The organism is Mycobacterium colombiense CECT 3035 (genome assembly GCF_002105755.1).
Lineage (GTDB): Bacteria > Actinomycetota > Actinomycetes > Mycobacteriales > Mycobacteriaceae > Mycobacterium > Mycobacterium colombiense.
The window spans coordinates 391106-415296 of the sequence record NZ_CP020821.1; the positions used below are offsets into that span (position 1 = coordinate 391106).

At 65.7% G+C, this 24191-nt stretch carries 30 protein-coding genes and 4 tRNA genes; 12 read left to right on the top strand and 22 right to left on the bottom strand.

Features of this window, described 5'->3' with window-relative positions; all coding sequences use genetic code 11:
- Positions 1-64: 64 nt before the first annotated feature.
- On the bottom strand, positions 65-364 hold the full coding sequence (locus B9D87_RS02025) for a hypothetical protein (protein WP_007774727.1): 300 nt from the start codon (positions 362-364) through the stop codon (positions 65-67).
- Between the two features lie 115 nt (positions 365-479).
- Here B9D87_RS02025 and B9D87_RS02030 point away from each other — a divergent pair, with 115 nt between their 5' ends.
- Together B9D87_RS02030 and B9D87_RS02035 are read left to right on the top strand one after the other, a co-directional pair.
- A complete protein-coding gene (locus B9D87_RS02030; RefSeq protein WP_007774716.1) occupies positions 480-941 on the top strand; it encodes a universal stress protein in 462 nt (153 codons plus the stop codon).
- 77 nt (positions 942-1018) lie between these two features.
- Positions 1019-1318: a hypothetical protein gene (locus tag B9D87_RS02035; protein ID WP_007774714.1), complete on the top strand. Its 300-nt coding sequence runs from the start codon at positions 1019-1021 to the stop codon at positions 1316-1318.
- Between the two features lie 58 nt (positions 1319-1376).
- Here the strand turns inward: B9D87_RS02035 and B9D87_RS26945 are convergent, their stop codons facing one another.
- The 9 genes from B9D87_RS26945 to B9D87_RS26805 form a co-directional block, all read right to left on the bottom strand.
- Positions 1377-1526 carry a hypothetical protein gene (locus B9D87_RS26945; protein ID WP_157373235.1) on the bottom strand — a complete coding sequence of 50 codons (150 nt, stop codon included), beginning with the start codon at positions 1524-1526 and terminating at the stop codon, positions 1377-1379.
- Between the two features lie 162 nt (positions 1527-1688).
- The gene (locus tag B9D87_RS02040; RefSeq protein WP_007774712.1) at positions 1689-1877 is read right to left on the bottom strand and encodes a hypothetical protein; all 189 of its coding nucleotides are present in this window, start codon (positions 1875-1877) and stop codon (positions 1689-1691) included.
- 304 nt (positions 1878-2181) lie between these two features.
- Positions 2182-2559 (bottom strand): hypothetical protein, encoded by a 378-nt coding sequence (locus B9D87_RS02045; protein ID WP_238553485.1) that lies wholly within the window; start codon positions 2557-2559, stop codon positions 2182-2184.
- Between the two features lie 561 nt (positions 2560-3120).
- Positions 3121-3300, bottom strand: a complete 180-nt coding sequence (locus tag B9D87_RS02050; RefSeq protein WP_040631405.1) for a hypothetical protein — start codon at positions 3298-3300, stop codon at positions 3121-3123.
- 252 nt (positions 3301-3552) lie between these two features.
- The gene (locus B9D87_RS02055) at positions 3553-3993 is read right to left on the bottom strand and encodes a hypothetical protein (protein WP_007774704.1); all 441 of its coding nucleotides are present in this window, start codon (positions 3991-3993) and stop codon (positions 3553-3555) included.
- A complete protein-coding gene (locus B9D87_RS02060) occupies positions 3990-5066 on the bottom strand; it encodes a hypothetical protein (RefSeq protein WP_007774702.1) in 1077 nt (358 codons plus the stop codon). The genes B9D87_RS02055 and B9D87_RS02060 overlap by 4 nt, the downstream gene beginning before the upstream one ends.
- Positions 5067-5360, bottom strand: a complete 294-nt coding sequence (locus tag B9D87_RS02065) for a hypothetical protein (RefSeq protein WP_040631402.1) — start codon at positions 5358-5360, stop codon at positions 5067-5069. It abuts the gene before it with no gap.
- Between the two features lie 197 nt (positions 5361-5557).
- Positions 5558-6106: an Rv1352/Rv1906c domain-containing protein gene (locus B9D87_RS27290; RefSeq protein WP_238553484.1), complete on the bottom strand. Its 549-nt coding sequence runs from the start codon at positions 6104-6106 to the stop codon at positions 5558-5560.
- Positions 6107-6685: 579 nt separating this feature from the next.
- A complete protein-coding gene (locus B9D87_RS26805; RefSeq protein WP_148664678.1) occupies positions 6686-6958 on the bottom strand; it encodes a hypothetical protein in 273 nt (90 codons plus the stop codon).
- A gap of 230 nt (positions 6959-7188) precedes the next feature.
- Between B9D87_RS26805 and B9D87_RS02075 the strand changes: the two genes are divergently transcribed.
- The gene (locus tag B9D87_RS02075; protein ID WP_007774699.1) at positions 7189-9042 is read left to right on the top strand and encodes a putative alpha/beta hydrolase; all 1854 of its coding nucleotides are present in this window, start codon (positions 7189-7191) and stop codon (positions 9040-9042) included.
- Between the two features lie 40 nt (positions 9043-9082).
- Positions 9083-9601 carry a lipoprotein LppJ family protein gene (locus B9D87_RS02080; RefSeq protein ID WP_007774697.1) on the top strand — a complete coding sequence of 173 codons (519 nt, stop codon included), beginning with the start codon at positions 9083-9085 and terminating at the stop codon, positions 9599-9601.
- Between the two features lie 344 nt (positions 9602-9945).
- Here B9D87_RS02080 and B9D87_RS02085 read toward each other — a convergent pair whose 3' ends face one another.
- The 5 genes from B9D87_RS02085 to B9D87_RS02105 form a co-directional block, all read right to left on the bottom strand.
- Positions 9946-10470: a hypothetical protein gene (locus tag B9D87_RS02085; protein WP_007774695.1), complete on the bottom strand. Its 525-nt coding sequence runs from the start codon at positions 10468-10470 to the stop codon at positions 9946-9948.
- Positions 10471-10672: 202 nt separating this feature from the next.
- Positions 10673-11833 (bottom strand): hypothetical protein, encoded by a 1161-nt coding sequence (locus B9D87_RS02090; RefSeq protein ID WP_085382791.1) that lies wholly within the window; start codon positions 11831-11833, stop codon positions 10673-10675.
- A gap of 247 nt (positions 11834-12080) precedes the next feature.
- A tRNA-Val gene (locus tag B9D87_RS02095) sits at positions 12081-12155 on the bottom strand.
- A 16-nt stretch (positions 12156-12171) separates the two neighbouring features.
- A tRNA-Cys gene (locus B9D87_RS02100) sits at positions 12172-12245 on the bottom strand.
- A gap of 28 nt (positions 12246-12273) precedes the next feature.
- A tRNA-Gly gene (locus B9D87_RS02105) sits at positions 12274-12346 on the bottom strand.
- A gap of 181 nt (positions 12347-12527) precedes the next feature.
- Here B9D87_RS02105 and B9D87_RS02110 point away from each other — a divergent pair.
- From B9D87_RS02110 to B9D87_RS02125, 4 genes are all read left to right on the top strand, one after another.
- A tRNA-Val gene (locus tag B9D87_RS02110) sits at positions 12528-12599 on the top strand.
- 123 nt (positions 12600-12722) lie between these two features.
- On the top strand, positions 12723-13169 hold the full coding sequence (locus tag B9D87_RS02115) for an Rv1443c family protein (RefSeq protein WP_040631398.1): 447 nt from the start codon (positions 12723-12725) through the stop codon (positions 13167-13169).
- A 26-nt stretch (positions 13170-13195) separates the two neighbouring features.
- The gene (locus B9D87_RS02120) at positions 13196-13489 is read left to right on the top strand and encodes a hypothetical protein (protein ID WP_007774680.1); all 294 of its coding nucleotides are present in this window, start codon (positions 13196-13198) and stop codon (positions 13487-13489) included.
- Positions 13490-13550: 61 nt separating this feature from the next.
- The gene (locus B9D87_RS02125) at positions 13551-14381 is read left to right on the top strand and encodes an enoyl-CoA hydratase/isomerase family protein (RefSeq protein WP_040631396.1); all 831 of its coding nucleotides are present in this window, start codon (positions 13551-13553) and stop codon (positions 14379-14381) included.
- Here the strand turns inward: B9D87_RS02125 and B9D87_RS02130 are convergent.
- From B9D87_RS02130 to B9D87_RS02140, 3 genes are all read right to left on the bottom strand, one after another.
- Positions 14376-15161, bottom strand: coding sequence for an MBL fold metallo-hydrolase (locus B9D87_RS02130; protein WP_007774675.1), 786 nt, complete (start codon positions 15159-15161; stop codon positions 14376-14378). The genes B9D87_RS02125 and B9D87_RS02130 overlap by 6 nt on opposite strands.
- Before the next feature lie 8 nt (positions 15162-15169).
- Positions 15170-16729, bottom strand: a complete 1560-nt coding sequence (locus B9D87_RS02135; protein ID WP_007774672.1) for a long-chain-fatty-acid--CoA ligase — start codon at positions 16727-16729, stop codon at positions 15170-15172.
- 90 nt (positions 16730-16819) lie between these two features.
- Entirely contained in the window at positions 16820-17293 is a 474-nt protein-coding gene (locus B9D87_RS02140) for a hypothetical protein (protein WP_080598632.1), read from the bottom strand.
- Positions 17294-17650: 357 nt separating this feature from the next.
- On the opposite strand from B9D87_RS02140, the gene B9D87_RS02145 reads away from it, so the two are divergent.
- From B9D87_RS02145 to B9D87_RS02155, 3 genes are read left to right on the top strand one after another with little or no spacing between them, the layout of a single operon-like run.
- Complete coding sequence (locus B9D87_RS02145) at positions 17651-18442, top strand: SDR family NAD(P)-dependent oxidoreductase (RefSeq protein ID WP_007774666.1); 792 nt, start codon at positions 17651-17653, stop codon at positions 18440-18442.
- Between the two features lie 18 nt (positions 18443-18460).
- On the top strand, positions 18461-19453 hold the full coding sequence (locus B9D87_RS02150) for a catalase family peroxidase (protein WP_085382792.1): 993 nt from the start codon (positions 18461-18463) through the stop codon (positions 19451-19453).
- A 12-nt stretch (positions 19454-19465) separates the two neighbouring features.
- A complete protein-coding gene (locus B9D87_RS02155) occupies positions 19466-20251 on the top strand; it encodes a sulfite exporter TauE/SafE family protein (RefSeq protein WP_007774661.1) in 786 nt (261 codons plus the stop codon).
- Positions 20252-20290: 39 nt separating this feature from the next.
- Here the strand turns inward: B9D87_RS02155 and B9D87_RS02160 are convergent, their stop codons facing one another.
- Complete coding sequence (locus tag B9D87_RS02160; RefSeq protein ID WP_007774659.1) at positions 20291-21376, bottom strand: glutamate--cysteine ligase 2; 1086 nt, start codon at positions 21374-21376, stop codon at positions 20291-20293.
- 22 nt (positions 21377-21398) lie between these two features.
- Complete coding sequence (locus B9D87_RS02165; protein WP_007774657.1) at positions 21399-21836, bottom strand: anti-sigma factor antagonist; 438 nt, start codon at positions 21834-21836, stop codon at positions 21399-21401.
- Between the two features lie 154 nt (positions 21837-21990).
- Here B9D87_RS02165 and B9D87_RS02170 point away from each other — a divergent pair, with 154 nt between their 5' ends.
- On the top strand, positions 21991-22608 hold the full coding sequence (locus B9D87_RS02170; RefSeq protein WP_040631394.1) for a TetR/AcrR family transcriptional regulator: 618 nt from the start codon (positions 21991-21993) through the stop codon (positions 22606-22608).
- Here the strand turns inward: B9D87_RS02170 and B9D87_RS02175 are convergent, their stop codons facing one another.
- Together B9D87_RS02175 and B9D87_RS02180 are read right to left on the bottom strand one after the other, a co-directional pair.
- Positions 22609-23274 (bottom strand): DedA family protein, encoded by a 666-nt coding sequence (locus tag B9D87_RS02175; RefSeq protein ID WP_007774653.1) that lies wholly within the window; start codon positions 23272-23274, stop codon positions 22609-22611.
- A gap of 36 nt (positions 23275-23310) precedes the next feature.
- On the bottom strand, positions 23311-24120 hold the full coding sequence (locus B9D87_RS02180) for an SGNH/GDSL hydrolase family protein (RefSeq protein WP_007774651.1): 810 nt from the start codon (positions 24118-24120) through the stop codon (positions 23311-23313).
- Positions 24121-24191 lie beyond the last annotated feature (71 nt).

Below are 24191 nucleotides of genomic sequence, written 5' to 3' on the forward strand. Positions count from 1 at the left end.
GGGGGCGAGTTCGCGGCGTCACGGCTGCGGGGGTGGGGGCGGCGGTGCGGGCGGGTTGTCTGAGCTAGTGCGGCAGGTTGGCCAGATAACACCGCACCCGGGTGGTGGCGTCCTCCGGCTTGACTCCCATAGTGATCAATCGCTGAACGACTTCGGACGAGGGGATGCCAGAAGCAATGTCGTTGTCGATCACATGAACGCTGGGGAACCAATTCTCCGCGCTGACCCCCGGTGGCGGCGGCTTCGCATCGCCCCCGATGCACTGGACGTAACCGTTGACGCCGGTGTCAGCCTGGGCTGGCGGCGCCGCCAGGGGGGCGGCGACGGCCATGGCGACCGCCGCAGTGACGAAGACGAAACGCATGCGGGCATTATCCCGTGTTCGCACTGTTTAACAACCACAAATTTGGATCGTCCGCGCGACGACGGTTCCGATTTTCCCTCTCCTGAGCCGCCGCTGGCCTTACACTGCATGAGAAATGAGCGCCTATCAGACGGTCGTGGTCGGCACCGATGGCTCGGACTCCTCGCTGCGCGCGGTCGAGCGCGCGGCCGCGATAGCCGCGGAGCACGGCGCGAAGTTGATCGTTGCGACCGCCCATCTCCCCGTCCCCGAGGAACGCGGCCGGTACGCCATCCCGCCGGGGAGCGACCACGGTCAGGACTACCGGACGGTGGGCGAGGCCCCCTACTACGCGATCCTGCGGGACGCCAGGGAGCGCGCGCACCAAGTCGGGGCCAAGAACGTCGAGGAGAAGTCGATCGTCGGCGCCCCGATCAACGTGCTGGTGCAGCTTGCCGAGGAGGCCCATGCCGACCTGCTGGTGGTCGGCAACGTCGGACTCAACAGCGTCGCCGGCCGGCTGCTCGGATCGGTTCCCGCCGCCGTCTCCCGTCGGTCCAAGACCGACGTGTTGATCGTCCACACGACCGACGTCTGAGCCTGGCTAGTAATCGGCCGGGTCGACCCGGCAATGTTTGCTGATTGTCGGGCGTCATCGTTGGGTAATCATGTGACGTGCGTCTCACCTCCGCCGCCGCGATCGGTGCCGCGATCGCCGTATTGTTCAGCGCACCGGCGACGCTGACGGTCGCGGCCGCGCACGCCGACTTCAGTGGTTACCGGCGCTGCGTGGGAAAGATGACTGAACCGATGTCGGGACATGACCCGCAAAACTTGCAGCTTGTCGGAGTCATCGAACAAGATCTCGACTCCGGAGTGTCACCCGCCGCCGAGGCCCAACGGGTGTCCCACATGGGATTCGACCCGTCCTTCGCCAGCGGCATCGTTCAGTGCGTGATTGAAGAGCGCCCGTAGGCGCATCCAAGCGACCGGTCGAGCCCCTCGAGTGTCGGCCGGGCGTGGGCGCACCAAGTCATCCGTTTGCCGCGTCCGCCGCGGCGATCAACGCGTGGGCCAGCTTCCGGGCTTCGGCCGGCGCGATGATCGGGGTATCGGGACAGTCGATGACGACCTGGCACTCGGCGTGCCCGTCAACGTACTGCCGCCCGATGACGGAGACCACGATGCCGGTCTGTGGCCCCGGTCGGCCGGTGCAAGGTTGGATTTCATGACTAGATCGTTTCCGCGATCCCGGCCGCGGGCACGAGTAGTGCACTACTTCACTTGTTCGTCATCGCACAACAGGGGACCCGTTGGCTGCCGCACGTCTGAGCCAACCTCGTCGCTACGCGCCGAGATCCATCATGCGCTCGGGCGACAGCACCTGACCCACGCAGCCCTTGAGGCAGAGGGCCCGCTGCGCGATTACCGGCAGGGGAGCACCGCCATGCGCGTCGTCCTGCTTCATGTAGACCGCGACGGGGCCGCCGCACAGCTCGCAGTACTCCTCGTCTACCCAGTACTCCGATGGCATTCGCGTGCTCCTAGCTCAGAAGGCAAGTACACCTAGCAGGCTAGGACAGGTTGCCCACGCCGCCAGGTATTTCCTGGGCGGGTCACGTGCGCAATGGTCTGCGAGTATGCAGCCGGAAAGCCAGGGCCGTATGCGCATGGTGTTTGATGCCACTCGGCACTGCCTCACTCAATCGCGGTGCGTGGGCTGAGGCCCGGGGAAACCACCAGAGTGATTGCACTGCAGAGGATTTGGCGGCAAGCGGGCGCCACCAATTAGATGGGTGCATCAGCATCCCTGGCCGCCATGACGCCGTTCTTGTTGATCACCGCAACGGTTGTGTGGGGGGGCTTTGGCGAATCACCTTGGGAACCGGTAGGCCATCTTGGCGTAGGGCGCCGGGGAAGCATGGTGACGTGGCGACAATGGTCGGTGGATATTCGGGGGGATATGCCGCTTTGATTTGTATCCGGTATCCGTCTGGGAAGTAACCGAATTGGTTGGGCTTTTCAAAGCCGTCGCGTTCCATCACCGTGATACCCCAGCTTCGCCAGAGTTCTCCGGCGCGCGCGATGAGTTCTGCCGGCTTCACGCCTGCAGGCCCGATCACGTTGGCGAACAACGAAAATTCGGTGGGGCCAGGGCCGGGGCCGGTGTAGTTGTCGTCGCATCCGAGGTTGCTGCCACCGATGGTGTCGCTCAAGTCGAGGACCGTGCCCGGTGGCAACCCGTCGACTGTTTTCTGTAGGTAGCGAAGCGCTGAGTCCTGGGCCTCTTGTTGGCTTTTCGGGATCTTCGGTGACGGCGCGATGGGTGTGGGTTCCAGGGGCCCTCCTGGAATGGTTGTTGCGCCGGACGGGGCTGATGGGCCCGCCCCAGTGTGGTTGGTTGGATTGGTCGACGAGCACGCGGCAAGTACAGCCGCTGCCAACAGAGCAGCGAACACGTCGAGCAATTCGCGAGCTTTTGTCTTCGTCATCCTGTTGCCGTCACTTGTGGCGTCACATCGGTGCGTCTGGTGATTAAGCGTCGCATGTCATTGGGGCCGGGGTTCCATAGTCCCAGTAGCTGCTAATTCCTCTTCTCGACGGGCCAGCTGTCCGGCTGCTGCCTCGATGTGATGCGGCGCTGAGCGTCGCGGCTGCTCCGATGGCCGGGCGCCAGGCCGGGTGGCCAGCTTCGAGTCGCGGGTCGCGGCGTTGAAAGTCGGGTGGCCGCGGATCATGCAGTGGGCAGCTGGCTGCGAATCGCCGCTATTGCTGGTTTATGTTCGGCGCTTGCCGAACCAGGCCCGGTAGGCGTTATAGCCCATCAACACAGCGAGACCCCCAGTACTGATCAAGCCCAGCCACGTGCCGTGGATGACGTTTACCACGAACAGCGCCAGCAATAGCGCAGCCATCACTGCGAAGAACACTGGGCTGTACAGAGGGTTCCTTCTCACGCGGGCATTCTCCCCTGTCGGTGGCGTGTCTGGATTGAGCATGCCAGTCGTCATTCAGTGTGTGCTGTTGGCGGCATCAAGGTAGGCATTTGTCCCGGGCGTTCAGGCCGTCGGCGACCGCCCAGGCCGTGGTTCGTGAAGTGCACGATGGTGCACCGGAGGCTGTCGACGAGTTGCTGCATTTGTGATGCCCCGCGCTGGTTGCGGCCGTTGGGTGATGGCCTGCGGCACCGGAAAGGGCCGGCGGTCTTTCTAGTGCGGGGAACTGCTGCGATCGTCGACGTCGGGGGTGCTGCGGTTGTCTAGCGCTCTCGCGGTGATCACGATCGTCCACAACAGAACGACGTAAGCAAGCGCGTAGCTGGGGGCCATGACCCACAGTGATTTTCCGCCCATGAAAAGTCCAGCTACCGCGCTCACAATGTCGCCCACGAAGCTCGATACCACCACCCCCGCCATGATGGCAATGTAGGCGTGTTCGCGTTTCGGTGTGATCTTCCCGGCGCTCCGCTGTGTGAAGTACCAGATGCCAACGGCGACAACGATAATCGCGCACGCGATGAAGCCGACCACTATCCAGACCGGCAGCGGTTTGGTGGGGCTGATGTGGGCTGATTTGAACACAATGTCCACGGTGATCATGGCCGCGACGTACAGCGGCAAAAAAAGAACCGCCCGCTTCAAGTTGATCATGGCACCCCTGGGATCGGATCGACGCATTCCACCGCGCCCTCGACTGCGGCTTTAACCGGCGCTTCCAAAAGCCCTTTCGCGAAGCCGCCGACAAAGCCTAGGACAGCCCCGGGTATCGCACCAGCGCCGCCGATTTCCGGGGTGATCACCCCGCCACCTATAGCACCGCCGATAGCGCCCTTGATCGCGGTCTCGTATCCGCTTTTGATCATGTCTTTGCCGACGTTGGCCTTCACCTGTCCTCCCACGCACTGACCGAAGCTGGGTGGAGGCGGGAAGGTGGGCGCTGGCCCCGGTACCGGCTGCGGTCCAGGGTCAGGGGGCTTACCGAATGCCGGCATCGGGACAGCGGGCGGCGGAGATTGCGGTCCAGTCGAAGTGAGTTGCTGCTCGTATTGGTCTAGGAACCCTGGCTGCTGTCCGGGCTTCGGAGGCCCGGGCTGCGGCTGAGGCTGCGGTCCGCCGTCTTGTTTGAAGTAGTCGACTAACTTCGCTCCGTTGTTGCGGTTCGACCCCGGAGTGGTGTGGTGGTCGGCCGGGCTGCCATGGCTGGAGCCCGATCCTGGCGCAAAGCCGCCGCCACTGAGGCCGGCAGTAGCGGCGGTGAGCTGACCGGAGACCTTGACGTCTGCCCCCTCGAGTTGCTCGGCGCGCAGCCGGAGGTCAGCGGCGAACGCTTCGGCCTGGGTTTGGCGCGCTGCCCGTTCTGCCGGGCTAGTACTGCGGGTGTCGGTGACCGATAAGTCTTCTCCCACAGCAAATCCCGCGTTCTGGGCATCTTCGACGCCGTAGAGGACGCGCCGCTGGGCCGCGCTGATGTCGCTGGCGCCGTTGCGGGCTATCCCGGCGGCCTGCCTTAGCAGGTCGGCTTTGTCGCTGACGACCGATACGTCGGCTCCGGTGCGTTGCCGTAGCGCCTCGCCGCCGGCGCCGTGCCACGTGATGGATTGCGCCTGGTTGCGCATCGTCAAAAAGGCGTCTTCCCAGCGGTCGGCGGTTTGCGTCCAGTAGGCGGCCGCGTCGACGAGGTGCTCGGTGCTCCACACCTCGATTTGCGAGAGGGTTGGTGGCATCTAGACCACCGTCACTCCGGTGACGGCGGCTATGTCGGCGGCAGATGTGGCCTCTTGGGCGGTGTATCCGCCGGCGGCCTGGGTCACACCGCCGACCGTTTCCTGCGTCCGCGCTGCAAAGGATGCTGCGGTGACACCGATCGCCGCGTTGACCGCGTTCACCGCCGCAGTGGTGGCCTGGAACGGTTGCCCCGGCACCGGAGGCACCCCGGCCAGTTGGGAGGTCAGCGCTCCCCACTGGCCCGCTATGGCTGCTAGCTCGGCGGGGACGACCTGCAATGAATCTTGCCCCATAAACGCCTGAGTTTATGCGGGTCAGTGGTGGATTGCTATTCACCGCATAGGAACCTTTTCGGCCCATAGTGCGGCCGTACGGTCGACCTCGTCGCAATTTGTGGCGACGAGCCTATCCCGGTGTTTGGATGGTGCCGCCCCACGCCTCCACGGTGGTCTCGGTCATCCCAATGAACGGTTGCTCTACGAAACGCGCATCAAGGTGCAACCGCAATCGCCTGCTCGGTATAAACGTCCCCGCCCGGGGAAGAGATAACCAGGCCAGCACGGCTTACGTCATAGCGTGTGCCATCGATGTTACTCACGGTAAAACCGGTTGCTGTCGGAAAGGCGCTTGGCAGTTCAAGTTTCGCGTTGTCCTTGAGGCGTAGTCCCTTATAGCTATAGGTTCCCGAGCCATCGTCGCAGATCACCACCGCTGATTGAGCGGTGCGGAGCATGAAGGCAGCTCGGTAGGTGCAACGCGGACCATCGAGGAAGCCGGCGGCGTCTGTGCCGGGCATCGTGGTGGTCGTCCCGGGGTTCGCGGGTGGCTGGACGGCAGTAGTGTTGCTCGGCGCCGATGCGAGAGACCATGTTTGGCAGTCCTGTGTGAGAAACGCCCGATCGGTAGGGAGAATGTCGACGGCTTGCGGGCCGGTGCTGTTGTTGTTGTCAATGATGTCGCTGGTATCGAGGCTACGCAGACGCGCCCAATAGCAGCGAGTGCCGCCAGGCGACCGGTACATCCCCGGCAGGATGTCCACCCCGACTACATAGGTCCCGTCCCTATCGATCTCCGTTTTTGGGCCAGTCAGGGTTGGAGTGGATGGCTGCGCGTACGTCCTCGTAGACGACGTGGCAGGGGGCGTCACTGTCACGGTTTTAGTCGATGGGCTTGTCCCATTAGGTACCGTGATGCTGCATGCGGCACAAGTGCATGCAGCAATAGCGAAGAGCGCCAAACGTTTCATGCGATCGAATGGTAAGCGCGCCGCGCCGGTTGCACGGGCGTTTGCTGTGACCGAGACACGCTGCACCTGCAGCAAACTGCGTCGTGACCGGACTTAATCCATTTTGATCCGCACGTTTTAGCAAAATGCGGATCGCGTGGCTACGGCTGGGGTGGCGGGGCCCCTGGTACGGGCGGGTTTATCGGAACGAGTCCTCCTGGTGCGGGCATGGGGGCCGCCGGGTAGTTGATGCATGTTCCCGGCCCGTTCCCCGCGGTCCCAAGAGACGTGCAAACCTGGTAACTCCCATCCGGGTTAAAGCACGTGGTGCGCGAGCCGATAGTGATACCCATGTCCGTCACCCAAACGGGAGCAGTACAACTCTGACTGGGATCAGCATGGGCCACGCCCAATTCCAAGACCGATATCACTTGGGTTGCCGCAGGGATAATTGCGGCAATCAGAATTGCGCGAAGCGACATACTCCCAGCCCTTCCAATTGATGGCGTACTGCCCGTCGATGGCAGCGTATGTCTTGGGCGGTTGATAACAACTCAGATTGTGGAAACCATCGTAATTCGGGCGAGTGATCATCAGACCAAAGAATCCAAACGTCTCATCGGTGAAGTGCGGCACGAGGCGGCGGAACTTATGCTGGCCAGTCACGCGAGACATCGCGACCATCGATGGCGAACTGGCCTAGTGACGCGAGCGCGGTGGCAGCTCGGCAACTCCGCGGCCGCAGGCCGAGTACCGCATTAATCGATCAGTTGCTGGACGAGCGCACGGCGGCAAATCGCACTCCAGCGTCGGTGGAACCGGCGTGGAGAGGTTATCAGCGAGGGTAGCGTCATAGCTGCTTTAGCAGAACAGGGTGCGGATTTGCAGGCGGTGGAATGCAGCTGAGATGGCTTAGCGTTGCCGGTCTGATCGCTCAGGCCGGCGGCGATCCGTGGGCTATCAACCAGAGCCTGCAGGCTGGCAGCCCGTCACAGATTTCGAGCCTGGCCGAGGCCTTCAACGGCGCGGGCCGACACACCGCCGAGGCAGACCACGCGTTCGAGCAAGCTCGGCAACGATTCAACGCTGCCTGGAACCACCAGAATGGTGACCACCCGATCAACGATTCTGCTGAAGTGCAGCGACTCGTCAAATCTCTTGGCGCGCAATCCGAACAGTTACCCAAGATCGGGGCTGACTTGGAGAACATCGCCGCCGCACTGGCCGACGCGCAGAAAGCCGGAGCTCAACGGATCTCTACTTTAGAACATGCGTTGCAAGGGCTGGACAACATCATCGACGCAGCGGAAGACGATCTGAAGAATGGCCACCCCGACGCGAAGACCGAAGCCTTTCTAAAGAAATTGATCGACGACGCGAAAGCCGACGCTGCCGATGATGTCCGAGACGCTCTTCACGACATGCAGTCAATCCGCGGCGGCTACGCCACCACTCTGCAGAACTCACTGGGCAATTTGCGCACCGACGGCTACGACCCCGACATCCTGCGCCAGGTGGACGCCGACACAAAACTCCCGCCAGCCGGGACCAGCACCGAAGATGTGCACAAATGGTGGACATCGCTGACGCCAGAAGAACGACAACGCCTTATCGCCGAGCACCCCAAAGACCTCGGCAACCTCAGGGGCGTCCCGATCGATGTCCGTGGCCAGGTCAATGAGGCCGTAATGAACGATGACCTTCACCGTGTGGAAGACCTTGCTAAGAACGGGATCTCAGTCAATGACATCCTGGCTGACCCCAGCAAGTACGGTCTGTCACCCAATCAGGTCATGCGCTACAACAACGCCGTGCAGGCAAGGAACGGGCTCGCCACTTCGTCGAAAGCCACCGACGCATTCGGCCGCCATCCGCCCGTCTATCTGATGAAGTATGAGCCGGAAGCTTTCAACGGTGAAGGTTCCGCTGCCATCGCGATGGGCAACCCGGACACCGCAGCCAACACAGCGGTTCTCGTCAAGGGGTTGCAGACCGGGGTACGCGAAGGCACCTTGTCCAACCCCGACGGCGTTCGCCTCTACGAGGAGACTGCCCGTGCCGATTGGAACAAGCAGACCGCCGTGGTGATGTGGGTCGGCTATGACACCCCGCACAGTCCTGCGGACCCGGGTCTCTACGAACCATTTAAGGCCCAAGCGGGAGCGCAACTGCTGGCCGCGGACGTCAACGCGCTGCCGGTCACCCACCTGGGCGCACCTTCGCACATGACGGTGGTCGGCCACTCATACGGCTCCACCGTGGTGTCCGACGCGGCAGCCGGGTTCGGTATGCACACCAACGACGTGGTTCTGGTGGGCTCACCCGGCACGGACTTGGCGCATTCGGCAGCCGACTTCCATTTGGCGCCTGGCGGCCACGTTTACGTCGGCGCGGCCTCGGCAGACCCGGTTACCTGGTCGCCCGGCGAGGTGCACGGCCCCGGCCTGGTCGGCCCCAAGCTTGGTGGGCTCGGAACCGACCCTGCTGTGGATGGCTTTGGGTCCGTCCGGTTCAAGGCCGAAAATCCTGGCTACGAACACAGCCCGATCTACGACCATTCCCACTATTTCGACGATGGGTCCGAATCGCTGTTCAGCATCGGCGATGTGGCCTCGGGCCATGGGGATGCCCTGGAGCACGATGGCATGACCGCCCACCACCGGGGCGAGTACGGGATGCCGGGATGGGTTGAGCCTGAAGCCTTCAGGGAAGGAAGCCTCGGCCACCGCCATAGCGGAGTTACCGGATGACGGAAATGCCCGAGCATTGACCAGTGGAAGGAAGTGACGAGTGTGGACTTTCGCAACCAGGATCGCCGTGGCGGCGTCAACTATCGCTTTGATGGCGAGCGGGTGTTCTGAAGTGGCCCATCCGATCCCGCCAACGCAGGCACGGGATCAAGTCATCGGCGCCGCGCGCGACATCGTCCACGCCCTGCACGCCGAAGTGACCGAAGCGAACTTCAGCTACGAATCGTGCAATGACCAGGGGGAGGCCCCTTTTCGGGGCGTCGTAAACCTAGCGTTTTGGATGCCCGCCGTCCCTCACAACCGACCCGCCGACCCCCAGGCGGTCATCAAAGGACTGGTCGCGCATGGGTGGAGCACCGATTCCGACTTTGTTTCCCATGGGCAGACGCTTAAGAAGAATGGTGTGAACATCATCCTGACCGTCGCACCCCAGCCGCCACCTACGGTCAGCCTCATCCAGCACGTGGGCGTCAAAGTCGACGGTGAATGCCGCGACACCACCGACCACCGCACCGACGGCTCCACAGCGCCAGTCGACGTTAGCAAAGAAGTCCAGTAACGCGACCCGAACTCTTTGTAGGTCGCGCTTTAACAGTCGACTGCGCCCTGAAACAGCCTTCGCTGCTTAGGAATCGGATCGCCAAGCTAGCCGACGGTTGGTGCGGACAACGCGCCGCAATCGCGGGAACGTTCGTCAGCGCATCCGCGCCGATAGTCCGCAACCTGGCACGCACGACGCGCAGTTAGGGCTTTTCGAGGTGTCCGTCATGGTGAGCCAGAATGTCCGCGGGCCCCCAGCGCATCGCTCAGGTCGAGGCGTACACGAGGACATTCACCTGAGCCGTCCTGCCTCTGAACCATTCCGCGCGATGTAAGCGCATCGCCTCGATAGGCGGTTCCCGTCTAAGCCCAGTAGCTTAGTGTGAGGCCGATTACCGAGATGGCAACTCCTGCAGTGGCTAGACGGAGATCAACCAGCTGCCTCTCGGCAAGTTGAGTGCGGAAGGCCTCAAGCTCGCCTGATACACGGGAGAGGGTATCGGCCCCCTGCGACGACGCGTCAGCGCTTGCCTTCTCAATCAACTTTTGGAGGCCGAAATCTTCGGACTTCAGTTGTCGGATCAAATCGCGGTGCCGTCTTAACTGTTCCGCTAGCTGCTCGAGCTGTCCATCAAGGGATAAGGACTTGTCGAGATTGAAGACTTGATAGGCGTCCAATGTTGAAAGCTGAACTCTTCCACCGAGACTCGCATCGACACTACGCGCCGTTGTGCTGGGTGCTGCGCCACCCCGGAACAACATCTTGATGAGGGTAATTATCGAGCTGTGACCATACTTTTCGCGGAGGAACGCATATTGCAACCCTAAAGCGGTCACGATGGCTCCGACAAGCTGGAACGTTTTGGAGAGCACGGCGATGATTGCCATGCATCAAATGATATGCGCCCGCGGCCCCGCTAAAGGCGGCGTGGCGCCGCGCCAAGAGGAGGACCGACAAGGGGCCCAACGAACTCACTCCATTCCGGCGGACCGCTTGAAAGATGAGACCTCAAGTTCTTTAGCGAAGGTTGCGTTGCCCGGATGAACGCGCCGGCGTAAGACCGCCTGCGCACCGGTGACCTTAGGCCCCTCATTGCATCTTGTTGATCCAGTCCTTCAGCGCGTCATCGAGGGCTTCTCCTTTGGAGCCTTTGAACTCGCTTGTGAGGCGTTCGAACTCGCGGAGCAGTTTTAGGTCCGCTTGGATTTTGAGCCGTTCTCGTCCCGTCTTGCGCTCGGCGGGCTTCTGCCTGAGTTCGTCGGCGGGGAAGGCTTTGAGGAGTTCGCAGTAGTTCTGCGGTGTGGGTGTCATCAGGTCACCGGTCTTGAACCACTTGAGCAGCTTGCAACCGTCCGATTGACCGGATATGCCGCCACGATGGACGTAGTCGTGGCGCATCCGGCCAAGGTCGCCGAAGTAGTCGATCTGAAAGTTGCGCTCATCGCAGCCATGAACGGCGGCCAAAGCGGTGCGGTAGTGCTCTTCCCAGTCAGTGTAGAAGTTCACAATTGCCTGTGCCGCAGACTGTTTGGCGACGGCGGGCGGAGATTTCGGTAGTGATTCAATGTTGGGGTTGCTATCGCCCAAGGAGATGTCTCGGTTGGCGAAGTACTTGAACCCTGCCAGGCTGAGTGTGGTATGTGACGGTTGTTCGACGAACTGATTTGTTGCCAAGTCAAAGTATCCTCTGGGCTTTGCGGCGGGCGCGGGCGTGCCTCCTCGTCGCATGAGGCCGTTCAAACTATGCGCAAGTGCCTCGGCGGCGACGCCCTGGAAATAGCGGGCAAATTCTTCGGTGAAAAGCCGAATGAACCCTTGCTGGCCTACAGCGGAGATGAGCAGTGTCGTCTTGAGCGCGAACAGGATGTCTGTGATGACTTCGTCCACTGTCGGCTCGCCCATAGGCTGTGTGTCCAGGGCTGCGAGAGCGGTCCGGGCCCCAACCGTGAGGCGGCCCCACTGCGGCGGGAGTTCCTTGTCGGGGGTGAAGGCGATCACGGCGTCGTGCACGGGCTGCAATACCGCCAGCAATGCCGAATCAGTTGGGTAGTCGGCCGCCCATAGGTCAGTAAATGGGGTTGACACGGCCCGCGAGATGATGCTGGCCAACCATTGATAGAGCGGGCCATCGGGGCGTAGTTGCGGGATGTTGAATTGCTCGCGCATCCGTTGGCCGCTCGGCATTGCGCCGATTTGTTCGATGTCCAGCAGCGCGCCGCGCCATCTCTGCAACGACTCAGCTGTTGCCACGCAGTACAGAGTAGGTCTGCTGTGGCGTCGGCGTACTGAGGAATCGCCTGTGTATGGGATCCGGTAAACGCTCGCCGCGCTGTTCCGCTTGAATTACCTACCGGGCAAACACCCCAAATCCTCCCGACAGTCCAAAGTCGTGTTGACGCCTAGCGGCATGCGTGGCTGTACGTTAGAGGAAGTGGTGCATATGTGGTGCAGGCCTTGGTTAGGCGAGCCATATAGATACGCTGAGCTGCACAAACTCTGGTGCGCGATACTGGGATTGAACCAGTGACCTCTTCCGTGTCAGGGAAGCGCTCTCCCGCTGAGCTAATCGCGCCGGGAAACCAAAAAGCTGGAGGTGGAGACGGGAATCGAACCCGTGTGCACGGCTTTGCAGGCCGTTGCCTCACCACTCGGCCACTCCACCGTTGGGGTCCACGCCACTTGCACCTTCGAGCGGATGACGGGATTCGAACCCGCGACCCTCACCTTGGCAAGGTGATGCGCTACCAACTGCGCTACATCCGCGCGCCTCGGACGAGATCGTCGCCCGGTGCGAAGCACGACGATAGTCCACGTGAGCGGGCACATACAAATTTCTTGGTACGAGCCGTGTCCAGGCTAGCGCGACGACGTGCCCTACGACGCGGCCGGTATTGTCGGGGGCTGGCGCGTGCTAGTCTTCGACGTCGTTCGCCGTCTCGGCGCCGGTCCCGTGGCTCAGTGGGAGAGCGTCCGCTTCACACGCGGAAGGTCGCTGGTTCGATCCCAGCCGGGACCACAAGTCTCAATCCAGGTCAATGAATGGTTGACCGCATCATCTCGCGCCTGCGCCTCTCATGCCGCGCCCCATCGGCCCCGCCGGACCACGTCGCTATTGCCGGATCGCGCCCGCTAAGCCACCATGAACTGCATGAGTAAGGTCACCCTAACTACCGAGCTGCCGATCCCGGCGGAGACGGCCTCGGCCTTGGCGCGCAAGCCGGAGCTGATGAAGCACGTCCTCAGCCCGGTGCTGCGCGCCTACCGCGTCGAGATCCCCGAGCGCATCGAGGTCGGCACCCAGGGGTCGGCGCGGTTCTGGTGGTTCGGCGTGATCCCGGGCTGGACACATCACCTCACCATCAAGCGGCTCGACCCGACCGAGATCTACACCAACGAGCACGGCGGACCCGTCCGCACCTGGAACCACCGCCTGACGTTCGACCCCATCGGCGACCGCAGCTGCCGCTACACCGACGAGATCGAAACCGACGACGGCGTGCACGGGCTGCTGACCCGTGCCTTCGTGCGCGTCATGTTCCGCCACCGGCACCGGCGGTGGCGCAAGCTCGCGCAGATCCTGCACTGACCGCGAACCCGAGAGGACGGTGAACCATGGTCGGCAACCAAGAGGGCGTCGGCATGCTGAAACTCGAATGCCCGCAAAACCATCCGGTCGGCCGCATCCTCAAGGACGCGCCGCATCAGGCCGTGCAGTTCGACCCCGGCGCCCAGGTCGGGCCGCGCCGGTTCTGGCCGGACGAGGACGAACAGCCGAACTTCACAACGCGCTGCAGGTTCTGCGATAAGCCGGTGGGGGACACCACGTCCACCCTGCAAACCAAACTCGCCTCGGTGCTCGCCGATTCGTCGGCGACCGCCGAGACGACCACGCTGCCTTACGTGTAGGCGCCCGGCCGCGCCGATACCGTAAGAGCTACAGTAGCCACGCCGACCCGAGAGGAGTCCCGTGGCGCAGACACCGCACAACAGTCCCCGCCCACCCGAAGGTGATTGGTTGGGCACGCCCTACCTGCGCTTCGAGCGCCACGGCCCGATCGCCGTCTGCACCATCGATCGGCCGGAGGCGCGCAACGCCCTGAGCCCGGCGATGTACTTCGGGATCCGTTATGCCGTAGGACGTCTCAACGAGGACAAGGACCTGGCCGGGCTGGTGCTGACCGGTACCGGCGACGTCTTCGCCCCCGGCGGCGACATGGGCGGCGGGGGAGGCGAAGACAACTGGATCACCTTCGGTTCCGCGCTGGGCATGGACGTGACGCCGTTCGACGCGGTGCGCACCTCGGCCAAGCCGATCGTGTCCGCGGTCAACGGGCTCTGCCAGGGCGGCGGTTTCCAGATCGCGCTGTGCAGCGACCTGTCGGTGGTGAGCGATCGGGCGACCTTCCGGGTGCCCGAACTGTTCCGCGGCTACGCCGACACCTACTACAGCCAGATGCTCACCCGCGTCATCGGGCCGGTGCGCACTCGCGACCTGATGTTCACCGGACGGGTGCTCACCGCGGTCGAAGCCCTCGACTGGGGCCTGGTCACCCGCGTGGTGCCGCACGAGGGTCTGCTGGACGCGGCGAAAGACCTTCTCGCGCAATGCTGTCGAACCGCGCCACGCGCCCGCGGCGTCATCAAGTCCAGCATCGACAGCTACCTGGGCCTCTATGACCGCATCGGCATGACCGCCAGCCTGTCCGACGCCGAGGCCATCGAAGGCTTCCGCTCGTTCAAGGAGCGCCGCTCACCCGACTGGGTGCACCCGGAGCTGCGCGTCGAAGGCCGGCTATAAGTCGATCCACTCGCCGTGGGGAGCGACCTTCAGCACGCTGCTGATGCCGGCCTGATCGAACGCCGTGACGAACTCGTCGACGCCCTCGCTGAAGTGCGCCCAGCCGTCTACGTGCGCCGGGATCACCGCCGCGGCGCCGAGCAGTTCGGCCGCGGCCGCCGCGCGCGCCGCGGTCAGCGTCAACGGCCGCCCGCGCTCCTTGGTCGGCACGCTCGCCGCACCGGCGAACAATACCGCGACGTCGACCCGGCCGACGCGATCGGCGACGTCCTTGACCGCGGCCATCGACGCGTTGTCGCCGCTGAGATAGACCGTCGGCAGCCCGGGCCCGGACAGCACGAAACCCGTCACCTCGCAGTTGACGTAACCGCCGGCGTCGCGCTGCCCGTCGGCCGGGCCGTGAACGGCCGGAACCGCTTGCACGGTAAGCGATCCGGATCCGCCGCCGAGTTCGTGGGACTGCCAGGGCGCCAGCCCGATCGCGGGCGGGCCCAACCGGCCGGCGGCGCCGGGGTGGGTGAGCAGCAGCGGCGCGGCCAGCGCCATGCGGCGGCCGTCGTCGTCGAAGTTGTCGGGGTGCTGGTCGTGGCTGACCAACACCGCATCCACCGGCCCCAGGGCCTCGGCGCTCACCGCGGGCCCGGTCAGCTTGGTCAGATAGTCGTGCACGCCCGGCGAATCGAACGTCGGGTCCATGACGATCCGGCGGCCCGCGATGTCGACCACCGTCGTCGGCCCGCCCAGCACGCTGATCGCGCGGTCGCGCCGCGCCGCGCCCACCCGAGCGCTCATATGCCGCGCGTCCGGTCTCGCCAAAATGGTTCCCGCAGCTGAGTTTTCAGGATCTTTCCGCTGGCGTTGCGGGGGAGTTCGGTCACGAAGTCGACGGTTCGCGGGCATTTGAAGCCGGCCAGGTGCTGTCGGCAGAACTCGATGACGTCGGCCGCGTCGACCCCGCCGTCGGCCACCACGATCGCCTTGACGGATTCGCCCCAGAAGTCGTCGGGGACCCCGATCACCGCCGCGTCCTGCACGGCGGGATGCTCGATGAGCACACTCTCCACCTCGGGGCCGTACACGTTCTCACCGCCGGTGATGATCATGTCCTTGATGCGATCTTCGATGTAGACGTAGCCGTCGGCGTCCAGCCGTCCGATGTCACCGGTGCGCACCCAGTCGTCGGCGGTGATCGTCTCGGCCGTCGCGTCCGGACGGTTGAGGTAGCCGGTCATGTTCTGGTTGCTGCGCACCCACACCTCGCCGGATTGCCCGGCCGGCAGGGAATTTCCCGTCTCCGGGTCGACGACGCGAATCTCGCAGCCCAGCACCGCCTTTCCGGCCGCCAGCTGCAGCTCGGGCCGCGCCGCATCGCGGTGATCGTCGTCGGACAGCGCGGTCACCGCGCCGCACAATTCCGTCTGCCCGTACACCTGGACGAATTTCGTGTCGGGCCACGTGGACAGCGCCCGGTGCAGCAGCGGCAGCGGCATCGGGGCGGCGCCGTAGACGATGTAGCGCAGGCCGGCGATCGCGGCGGTCGCCGGCTCACCCGCCTCGAGGAACCGGGCGATCACCGGCGGGACGAAGAACGCGTGTGTGGCGCCCGCGCGCACCGCGCCGATCAGCGCCGCGGCGTCGGGCTCGCGGGTCATGAATGTCGGTGCCCCGGAACGGATTCCGAACAAGGCATAGCCAATCCCACCGACATGAAACAAGGGCATCGCCACCAGATTCGCGTCGCCGTTGGCGAAGGGGAAGGCGGGAGCCAGGTTCGACGCGTGATTGACCAGGGCGCGCTGGCTGAGCAGCACGCCCTTGGGCCGGCCGGTGGTGCCGGAGCTGTAGATCACCAGCGCCGTCTCGTTCTCCTCGACGCTCGGGTCCGGCGGCGTCGGCGCCGCCGCGGCGAGCAGCGATTCGTACTCGTCGCCGATCTCGATGATGCGTTCGACGCCCGGTGCCCGCTCGGCGGCCGCCGCGGCCGCGGCGCGCAGCTCGGCGCCCACCAGCAGCACGCGGGCGCCGCTGTCGGCCAGGACGTGCACGAGCTCGTCGCCGATCACCCGCCAGTTGACCACGGTGGTGACCACGCCGATGGAGGCGCCGGCGATGAGCACTTCCAGGCAGGCGGGGTGATTCTTGTCCAGGACGGCCACACACTGGCCCCGCTTCAGGCCGGCATCGCGCAGCGCCCCGGCCGTGCGACGAATCCGCGAGCTCCACTGGCCCCACGACCACTGGCGTTCGCCGAACCGGATGGCGATCGCGTCGGGGCGCTGCCGCGCGTGTCGTTCCACGATGCCGGCGAGCGTCTCCGCCGTGCTGGTCGTCGTGTCGGCTGGTGGCATGGACCCCTCCGCGTTCGATGTGTTCCCGTTGTTAATACGCGGTCGGTCCCGCGCCCGCGACGCCGACCCTCGCCCGCGCGGGCCGGCGGCTCACTCCATGGAGCCGATCATCATTCCGCCGTCGCCGGCGGCCTGGGTGGTCGCGCTGCTGTCCTGCCGGAAGTCGATGAACGCCGATCGGCCGGTCGAGGTGTTCAGCAGCTCGGTGAACGTGCCGATGACCGGGATCGGGCCCTGCGGGTTCACCACGGTCGCGGTGTAGTTGACCGAGGCTTCCTGCTGGAAGTTCGCGCCGGGCAGCGGCTTGGTGTCGGGCGGGTTCAGCCGGTTCACATCCGTCAAGATGGCCGCGGCGCCGCCGGTGAACTGGTCGATGTCGGCCTGCAGCAGGGCGGCGGCGTCCGCGCCGCCCGCGGGCTTGACCGTGATCCGCAGCTGCGCGGTGGTGTCGGCGTTGTTCAGCGCCACCCAGTTCGGGCCGCGATTTCCCACCGTCCAGCCGGGGGCGAGGGTGACCGAGACGCCCTGCGCGATGGCGATCGCGTCGTCGGACGCCAGCGCCACCGCGGCGCCGCGTTCGCCCCGGTGGGCGGTGGTGGCCACGATGGCGAGCGCGGTCAGGGCGGCCGCGCCCACCGCTGCGACGCGCCGTCCCGTCCGACGGGATTGAGTTGTTGACATCGTCACTCCTAACGCCGTCGGGCCCAGCGAAATTCACCCGTGGGCCTATCGTCCTCCAGCGGCGGCGGCACTGTCCAAGACGGCTTTGCTATAGCCTGATACAGCCCCGCTATCAAACCGCCGGGCTGGTGTGGAAAGCACACGGCGCGAACCGGTTTGGCGCCAACTCCGATGTTCGCCGGGGCGGTGTGTCACCATGACTGGGCCGACCGGCCGCACCGACCCAGACAAGGATCCGACATGGTGAACCCCGAGCGCGCCCGTTCCCGCACCTTCGTCGTGACCGGTGCCGCGTCGGGCATCGGGCTGGCCACCGCGCGTCGCCTGTTGGCCGAGGGCGGCACCGTGATCGGCGCCGACCTGGCCGCACCGCCCGACGACCTGGGTCCGGGGTTCACCTTCGTGCCCGCCGACGTGACCGACGAAGCCGCGATCGCCGCGGTGCTGGCCGCGGTGCCGGGCCGCCTCGACGGCCTCTTCCACGCCGCGGGTGTGGCCGGGGGCGGCCCGGTACACCTGCTCGACCGCGCCGAATGGGACCGGGTGATCGGGATCAACCTCACCGGCACCTTCCTGGTCGCCAAGGCGGCCCTGGCCACAATGATCGAACAACCCCGGGCCGACGGCGAACGGGGCTCGATCGTGACGGTCGCCAGCGTCGAGGGCCTGGAGGGCACCGCGGGCGGCAGCTCGTACAACGCGGCCAAGGGCGGCGTCGTGCTGCTCACCAAGAACATCGCGCTCGACTACGGGCCCAGCGGCATCCGGGCCAACGTCATCTGCCCCGGCTTCATCGATACGCCGATGGCGCACAGCGTCTTCAGCATTCCCGGGATGGAGGCCCCGCTGGCCTCCATCACCAAGGAACACGCCCTGCAGCGGCTGGGGCAGCCCGACGAGATCGCCGCCATGGCCGCCTTCCTGCTGTCTCCCGACGCCTCGTTCGTCAGCGGCCAGGCCCTCGCCGTCGACGGCGGCTACACCGCCGGTCGCGATCACGGTGTCGTCGAACTCTTCGGCTTTCCTAGGTGAGCCGACTAAGATTCGTCCATGAGCGGTGGACTTACTCCTGACCAGGCGATCGAGGCGATTCGGGGCGCCGGGGGAGCACGGCCCGGTTGCCGCGCACTGCACGCCAAAGGCACCCTGTATCGGGGCACGTTCACCGCGACCCCCGACGCGCTCATGCTCTCGCGCGCACGGCATCTCGACGGCTCGACCGTTCCGGCGCTGATCCGCTTCTCCAACGGATCGGGCAACCCCGAACAACGCGACGGCGCCTCCGGCGTGCGCGGAATGGCGGTCAAGTTCACCCTGCCCGACGGCTCCACCACCGACGTCTCGACGCAGACCGCCCGCCTGTTCGTCTCCAGCACGCCGGACGGCTTCATCGACCTGCTCAAGGCGATGCGGCCCGGCCTCACCACACCGCTGCGCCTGGCCAAGCACCTGCTCTTCCATCCGGGGCTGCTCGGCGCGCTGCCCATCCTGCGTGAGGCCGGCCGCGTCCCGGCCAGCTACGCCACCATCGAATACCACGGCCTGCACGCCTTCCGCTGGACGGCCTCCGACGGCAGCGCGAGATTCGTTCGCTACCACCTGGTTCCGACCGCGCCCGAGGAGTACCTGTCGGGGTCGGACGCCGGGCACAAGGATGCGGACTTCCTCACCGACGAGCTGAAGGCGCGGCTGGACGACGGGCCGGTGCGGTTCGACTTCCGGGTGCAGATCGCCGGGCCCACCGACTCGACGGTGGACCCGTCGGCGGCCTGGCAGAGCACGCAGATCGTCACCGTCGGCACGCTGTCGATCACCGGCCTGGACACCGAACGCGAGCACGGCGACGACATCGTGGTGTTCGACCCGATGCGCGTCACCGACGGGATCGAGCCCTCCGACGATCCGGTCCTGCACTTCCGGACACTGGCGTATTCGGCCTCGGTCAAGCTGCGGACCGGCGTGGACCGCGGCGCCGAGGCCCGCCCGCCTGATCGGGGGAGTCGGGGCGATCCTCGCCTCGCGCCGAAATCGGCGGCAGGCTAAGGTTTTTCTTCGGTGTCGCCATCTCAGATGTTCCTCATATGCCTGGCCGGGCTGGGCGCTGGTGCGATCAACGCGCTGGTCGGGTCCGGCACCCTGATCACCTTCCCGACCCTGGTCGCACTCGGGTATCCGCCGGTGACAGCCACCATGTCGAACGCGACGGGTCTGGTCGCCGGCAGCGTCTCGGGCACCTGGGGCTATCGCGCCGAACTGCGCGGTCAGTGGGATCGGCTGCGGTGGCAGATCCCGGCATCGCTGGCGGGCGCGGTGCTGGGCGCCTACCTGCTGTTGCATCTGCCGGAGAAAGTCTTCGCCGAGATCGTGCCGGTGCTGCTGGTGCTGGCGCTGGTGCTGGTGGTGATCGGCCCGCGAATCCAGGCGTGGACGGCCCGGCGCGCGCAGGAGGCGGGACGCTCGGCCGAGCACGTCAGCCCGCGCCGGATGGCCGCGCTGGTGTTCGGCACCTTCGCCGTGGGCGTCTACGGCGGCTATTTCACCGCCGCGCAAGGCATCCTGCTGGTCGGCCTGATGGGTGCCCTGCTGCCGGAGTCGGTGCAGCGGATGAACGCCGCCAAGAACCTGCTGGCCCTGGTGGTGAATGTTGTTGCCGCCGTTGCGTATACGTCGGTGGCATTCGACCGGATCAGCTGGCCGGCGGCCGGCCTGATCGCGGCGGGCTCACTGGTCGGCGGGCTGCTCGGGGCGCGTTACGGGCGCCGGCTGTCGGGCAACGCGCTGCGCGGCGTCATCGTGGTCGTCGGCCTGATCGGCCTGTATCGCCTGCTCGCCGTGGCCTGACGAGGGACCGGGCCCGGCGACGGCGTTGGCCGCGTTGCCTCAACTCAACGTGGCCGCGGCGGCTTCGGCGATGACATCCATCACCTCGCCGCGTCGGCGCCACGCCCGCAGCTGGCGCATCGCCCCGTTGCCGGTGGCGATGACACGGTCGAGTTCGCTGCGAACGCGGTCGTATTCGCCCAGCGACTCCAGTGCGGGACGCACCCGCCGCACCAGCGCGCCCAGTTGCTCACCCGCCGGCACCGCACCGCGGCCGTGGATCAAATCCAGTGTGCGGCCTGATAATCCGTCGTGCGCGGCCTTCCAGTACGCCGCGCGCAGCGCACCGGGCGGTAGCCGCCGCGCCTCATCGGGCGAGTCGAGGGCGGTCATCACCGCCGCCCGGATCAGGGTGGCGAGCAGCACGGTCTCGGCGACGGTGGCCGGCACGTCGGCCACCCGGACCTCGACCGTCGGGAAGTCCGCGGAAGGGCGCACGTCCCAATAGATCATGTCCTTGTCCAGGATCACTCCGGTATCGACCAACCGGCGCACCGCGTCGTCGTACTCGTCGGGTGAGGCGAAAAACGGCGGCGCCCCGGCGGCCGGCCAGCGCCGCCACAGCACGCTGCGCCAGCTCGCGTAGCCGCTGTCCGCGTTGCGGTAGATCTGCGAATTCGCCGACAGCGCAAGCAAAGACGGTAGCCACGGCCGCAGCCAATTGCTGACGTGGATGGCCGCGGCGCGATCGGGCACCTGCACATGCACGTGGCATCCGCAGATGCCCTGTTCGTGGGCGATCATCCCGAACTCCTCGCCGATCCTGCGGTAGCGCGGGGTGTCGGTGACGGGAAACTCGTGCGGTGTGGTCGGCGGAAGCCCGCAGGCCAGCAGCTGGACGCCGGCGTCCTCGGCGGCCCGCGCGGCGGTGCGCCGCAGCCGGCTGAGTTCCTCGCCGAGCTCGGCGCTGGTCGAAGCAACCTGCGAGGTGGTTTCCACCTGACAGCTGCTCAATTCGAGCTGTAACTCGACGCCGCGCTGCTCGGCTTCCTCGGCCACCGCCGCGTTGCGCGGGGCGGGCGCGCCGGTCTGCGGGTCGACGAGGAGGAATTCTTCCTCGGCACCGACGGTGGGATGGTCGCCCATGAGCCGATGACGGCCCGGCGATCTACCAGCGAGCGGCCGCGGACAGCGCCGAGTCGACGGTCGGGTAGATCGGCAGCAGGCGGCCGAGCCCGCAGGCGTCGACGATGCGCTCGACGATCGGGTCGCGGCTGACCAGGCGCAAATCGATGTCGCGCTCGCGGCAGCCCTTGGCCTCCTCGGCCAGCACCGCGAAGGCGCAGCAGCCCATGAAGTCGAGCCCGGTGACGTCGACGACGAAGAAGCCGGGCGCGGTGACACCGCTGGCCGCCTCGCGCACCAGGTGCCCCCAGGTGTCCTCGTTGTAGGCGTCGACCTCGCCGCCGGCGTAAATCACCACCGACGCACCGCTGCGATCCGCGGTCGCGCGCAGCGTGGAGTTGGGGTCGCCGAGCTCGTAGACGAGTTTGGTGCTCAGCGTCAGGTGACTGGTGGGCATCGCTTCAACAATGGCGAAATTCATGGTGGACCCCCTGATCGATAAGCGCCTGAGGCGCTCCGATGGATGCCCGTCCTAATGTCTGAAGACAGACTGTTCGCGGATGCGAATCTCTTTTCTATAACGAGACAGGGCGGTCTGTCTACCGGCGGGGGCCTAAGAGTACGTTAAGTCCTATATGACTTCTCCGGAGGTCGGAGCACCCACCGCGTCGCCTCGCGAACGCGTATTGATCGCCGCCTATGACCTGTTCAGTCGGCGTGGCATCCGCGCGGTGGGCACCGACGAGGTGATCGCACGGGCCGGTGTCGCCAGGGCGACGCTGTACCGCCATTTCGCGACCAAGAATGACCTGGTGCTGGCCGTGCTGGTGCGCCGCGAGGAGATCTGGACCCGCGGGCTGATCGAGGAGCAGTCGCGTCAGCGCGGCAACACCCCCGAGGAGCAGTTGCTGGCGATCTTCGACGTCATGCACGACTGGTTCCAGCTGAGCGACCGGTACGAGGGTTGCTCGTTCATCAACGTGCTGCTCGAGGTGGGGTCCGATCACCCGGTCGGTCAGGCCTGCATCACCCACATCGACCACGTCCGCGACATCGTGCGGCGCCGCGCCGTTGCGGCCGGCCTGACCGACGTCGAGGAATTCGCCTCGTCCTGGCACATCCTGATGAAAGGCGCGATCGTGCTGGCCGCCGTCGGCGACATGGACGCCGCGCTGCGCGCCCGCAAGATGGCCCGCGCCTTGATCGACGAACACCGGCCGCCGCTGGTGGCGGACACCGGCGAGGCCGTCTAGTCAGACGGTGTCGGACGCGGCGGTGCCGGTCTTGCGATAATGCTCGGCCTCCAATTCCGCGATCATCCGGGATGTGCGTTCCCGCAACAGGATTGCGGCGGTGAGCCCGGCCACCACGGCGATCACCAGACCGATCCAGGAGAACCGTTCCAGCCAGCGCTCGGCGGCGATTCCGGCGAAGTACACCAGCGCGGTCGTGCCGCCGGCCCAGCAGATCGCGCCCGAGACGTTGGCCGCCAGGAACCGCGGGTAGTGCATCTTCAGCGCCCCCGCCAGCGGGCCGGCCAAGATCCGCAGCAACGCGATAAAGCGGCCCAGGAACACGGCGCGAACGCCCCAGCGGTTGAACAACTTTTCGGCGAGCGCGATGTGGCCGGGCCCGAAATGTTTCGGGAACCGCCGGCCCAGCCGGTCGAAGAGCGGCATGCCGAACCGGCGCCCGATCGCGTAGCCGATCGAATCGCCGATCACCGCGCCGATCACCGCGGCGACACCGACGCCGACCGGGTTGACGGCCAGGTCGTGGTGCGACGACATCAGCGCGGCGGTGACCAGCACGATCTCACCCGGCAGGGGGATGCCCAGGCTCTCGATCCCGACCACACCGCCGACCACCAGGTAGACCGCGAGCGGGGGAATCGAGTGCAGCAAGGGCTCCAGATTCATGCGTCAAGGATGCCTGACCGGTCGCGAATCCGTGTCCTAAGGTGTGCGCTTGAATTCGCTCGGGGTGTCCAGGCCCTCCAGCCGCGGGCGTTTGGGTTCGCGCCCGTCGTACGACGACAGGCCGCGCAGCCGCCGCCAGATCCACGGGAAGAAGCTCTCCTGCGTCCAGCGCAACTGCTCGAAGGTGCCCGCCGCGAGGGAACGCTGCGTGGGGTTGAGGCCGCCGCGCGCCCAATCATGGTTGCTGTCAGGCAAATTGAGCGCCTCTGCGGCCGCGGCGGCGAACAGCATGTGACCCTTGCTGGACGCGTGCACCCGGTCGATGGCCCAGGTGTCCAACTCGCGCATCGACGGCGCGTTGTACAGGTCGACCAGCCGGAAGCCGTAGCGATGGGCCGCCGCGCTGATGGCCCCGTTGATCCGGGCGAGCCGCCCGGCCACCAGCCGTCCCAGCGGCAGGAACTGGGCGACGTTCGGGAAGGTCGTCGTCACCACCGTCGCGCCCGAATCGGCCAGCGCGGCGTAGATGTGCTCGAGGTCGGCAAGGGCGGGCGCGAAGGATCGCCCGGGCTGGATGACGTCGTTCATGCCCGCGCAGACGGTGATCAGGTCGGGCCGCATCGCCAGCGCCTGCGGGAGCTGCTCGGTGAGCACGTGGCCGATCCGTTTTCCGCGGATCGCGAGGTTGGCGTATTGCAGGCCGGGATAGAGCGAATCGACCATCACCGCGAGCCGGTCGGCGAATCCGAGCAGGCCGATGGTGTCGTCGCCGTCCCACAGGCCCTCGGTCTGGCTGTCACCGATGGCGACGTAACGGCGGTATCCAGCGTGAATAGCCCCGCTCACGATGCCGAGAATAATAGCTGTCCTCCGATTCCGGATCATGTGAAACGCGGCATCGTCCCGCCGTGGCCGCG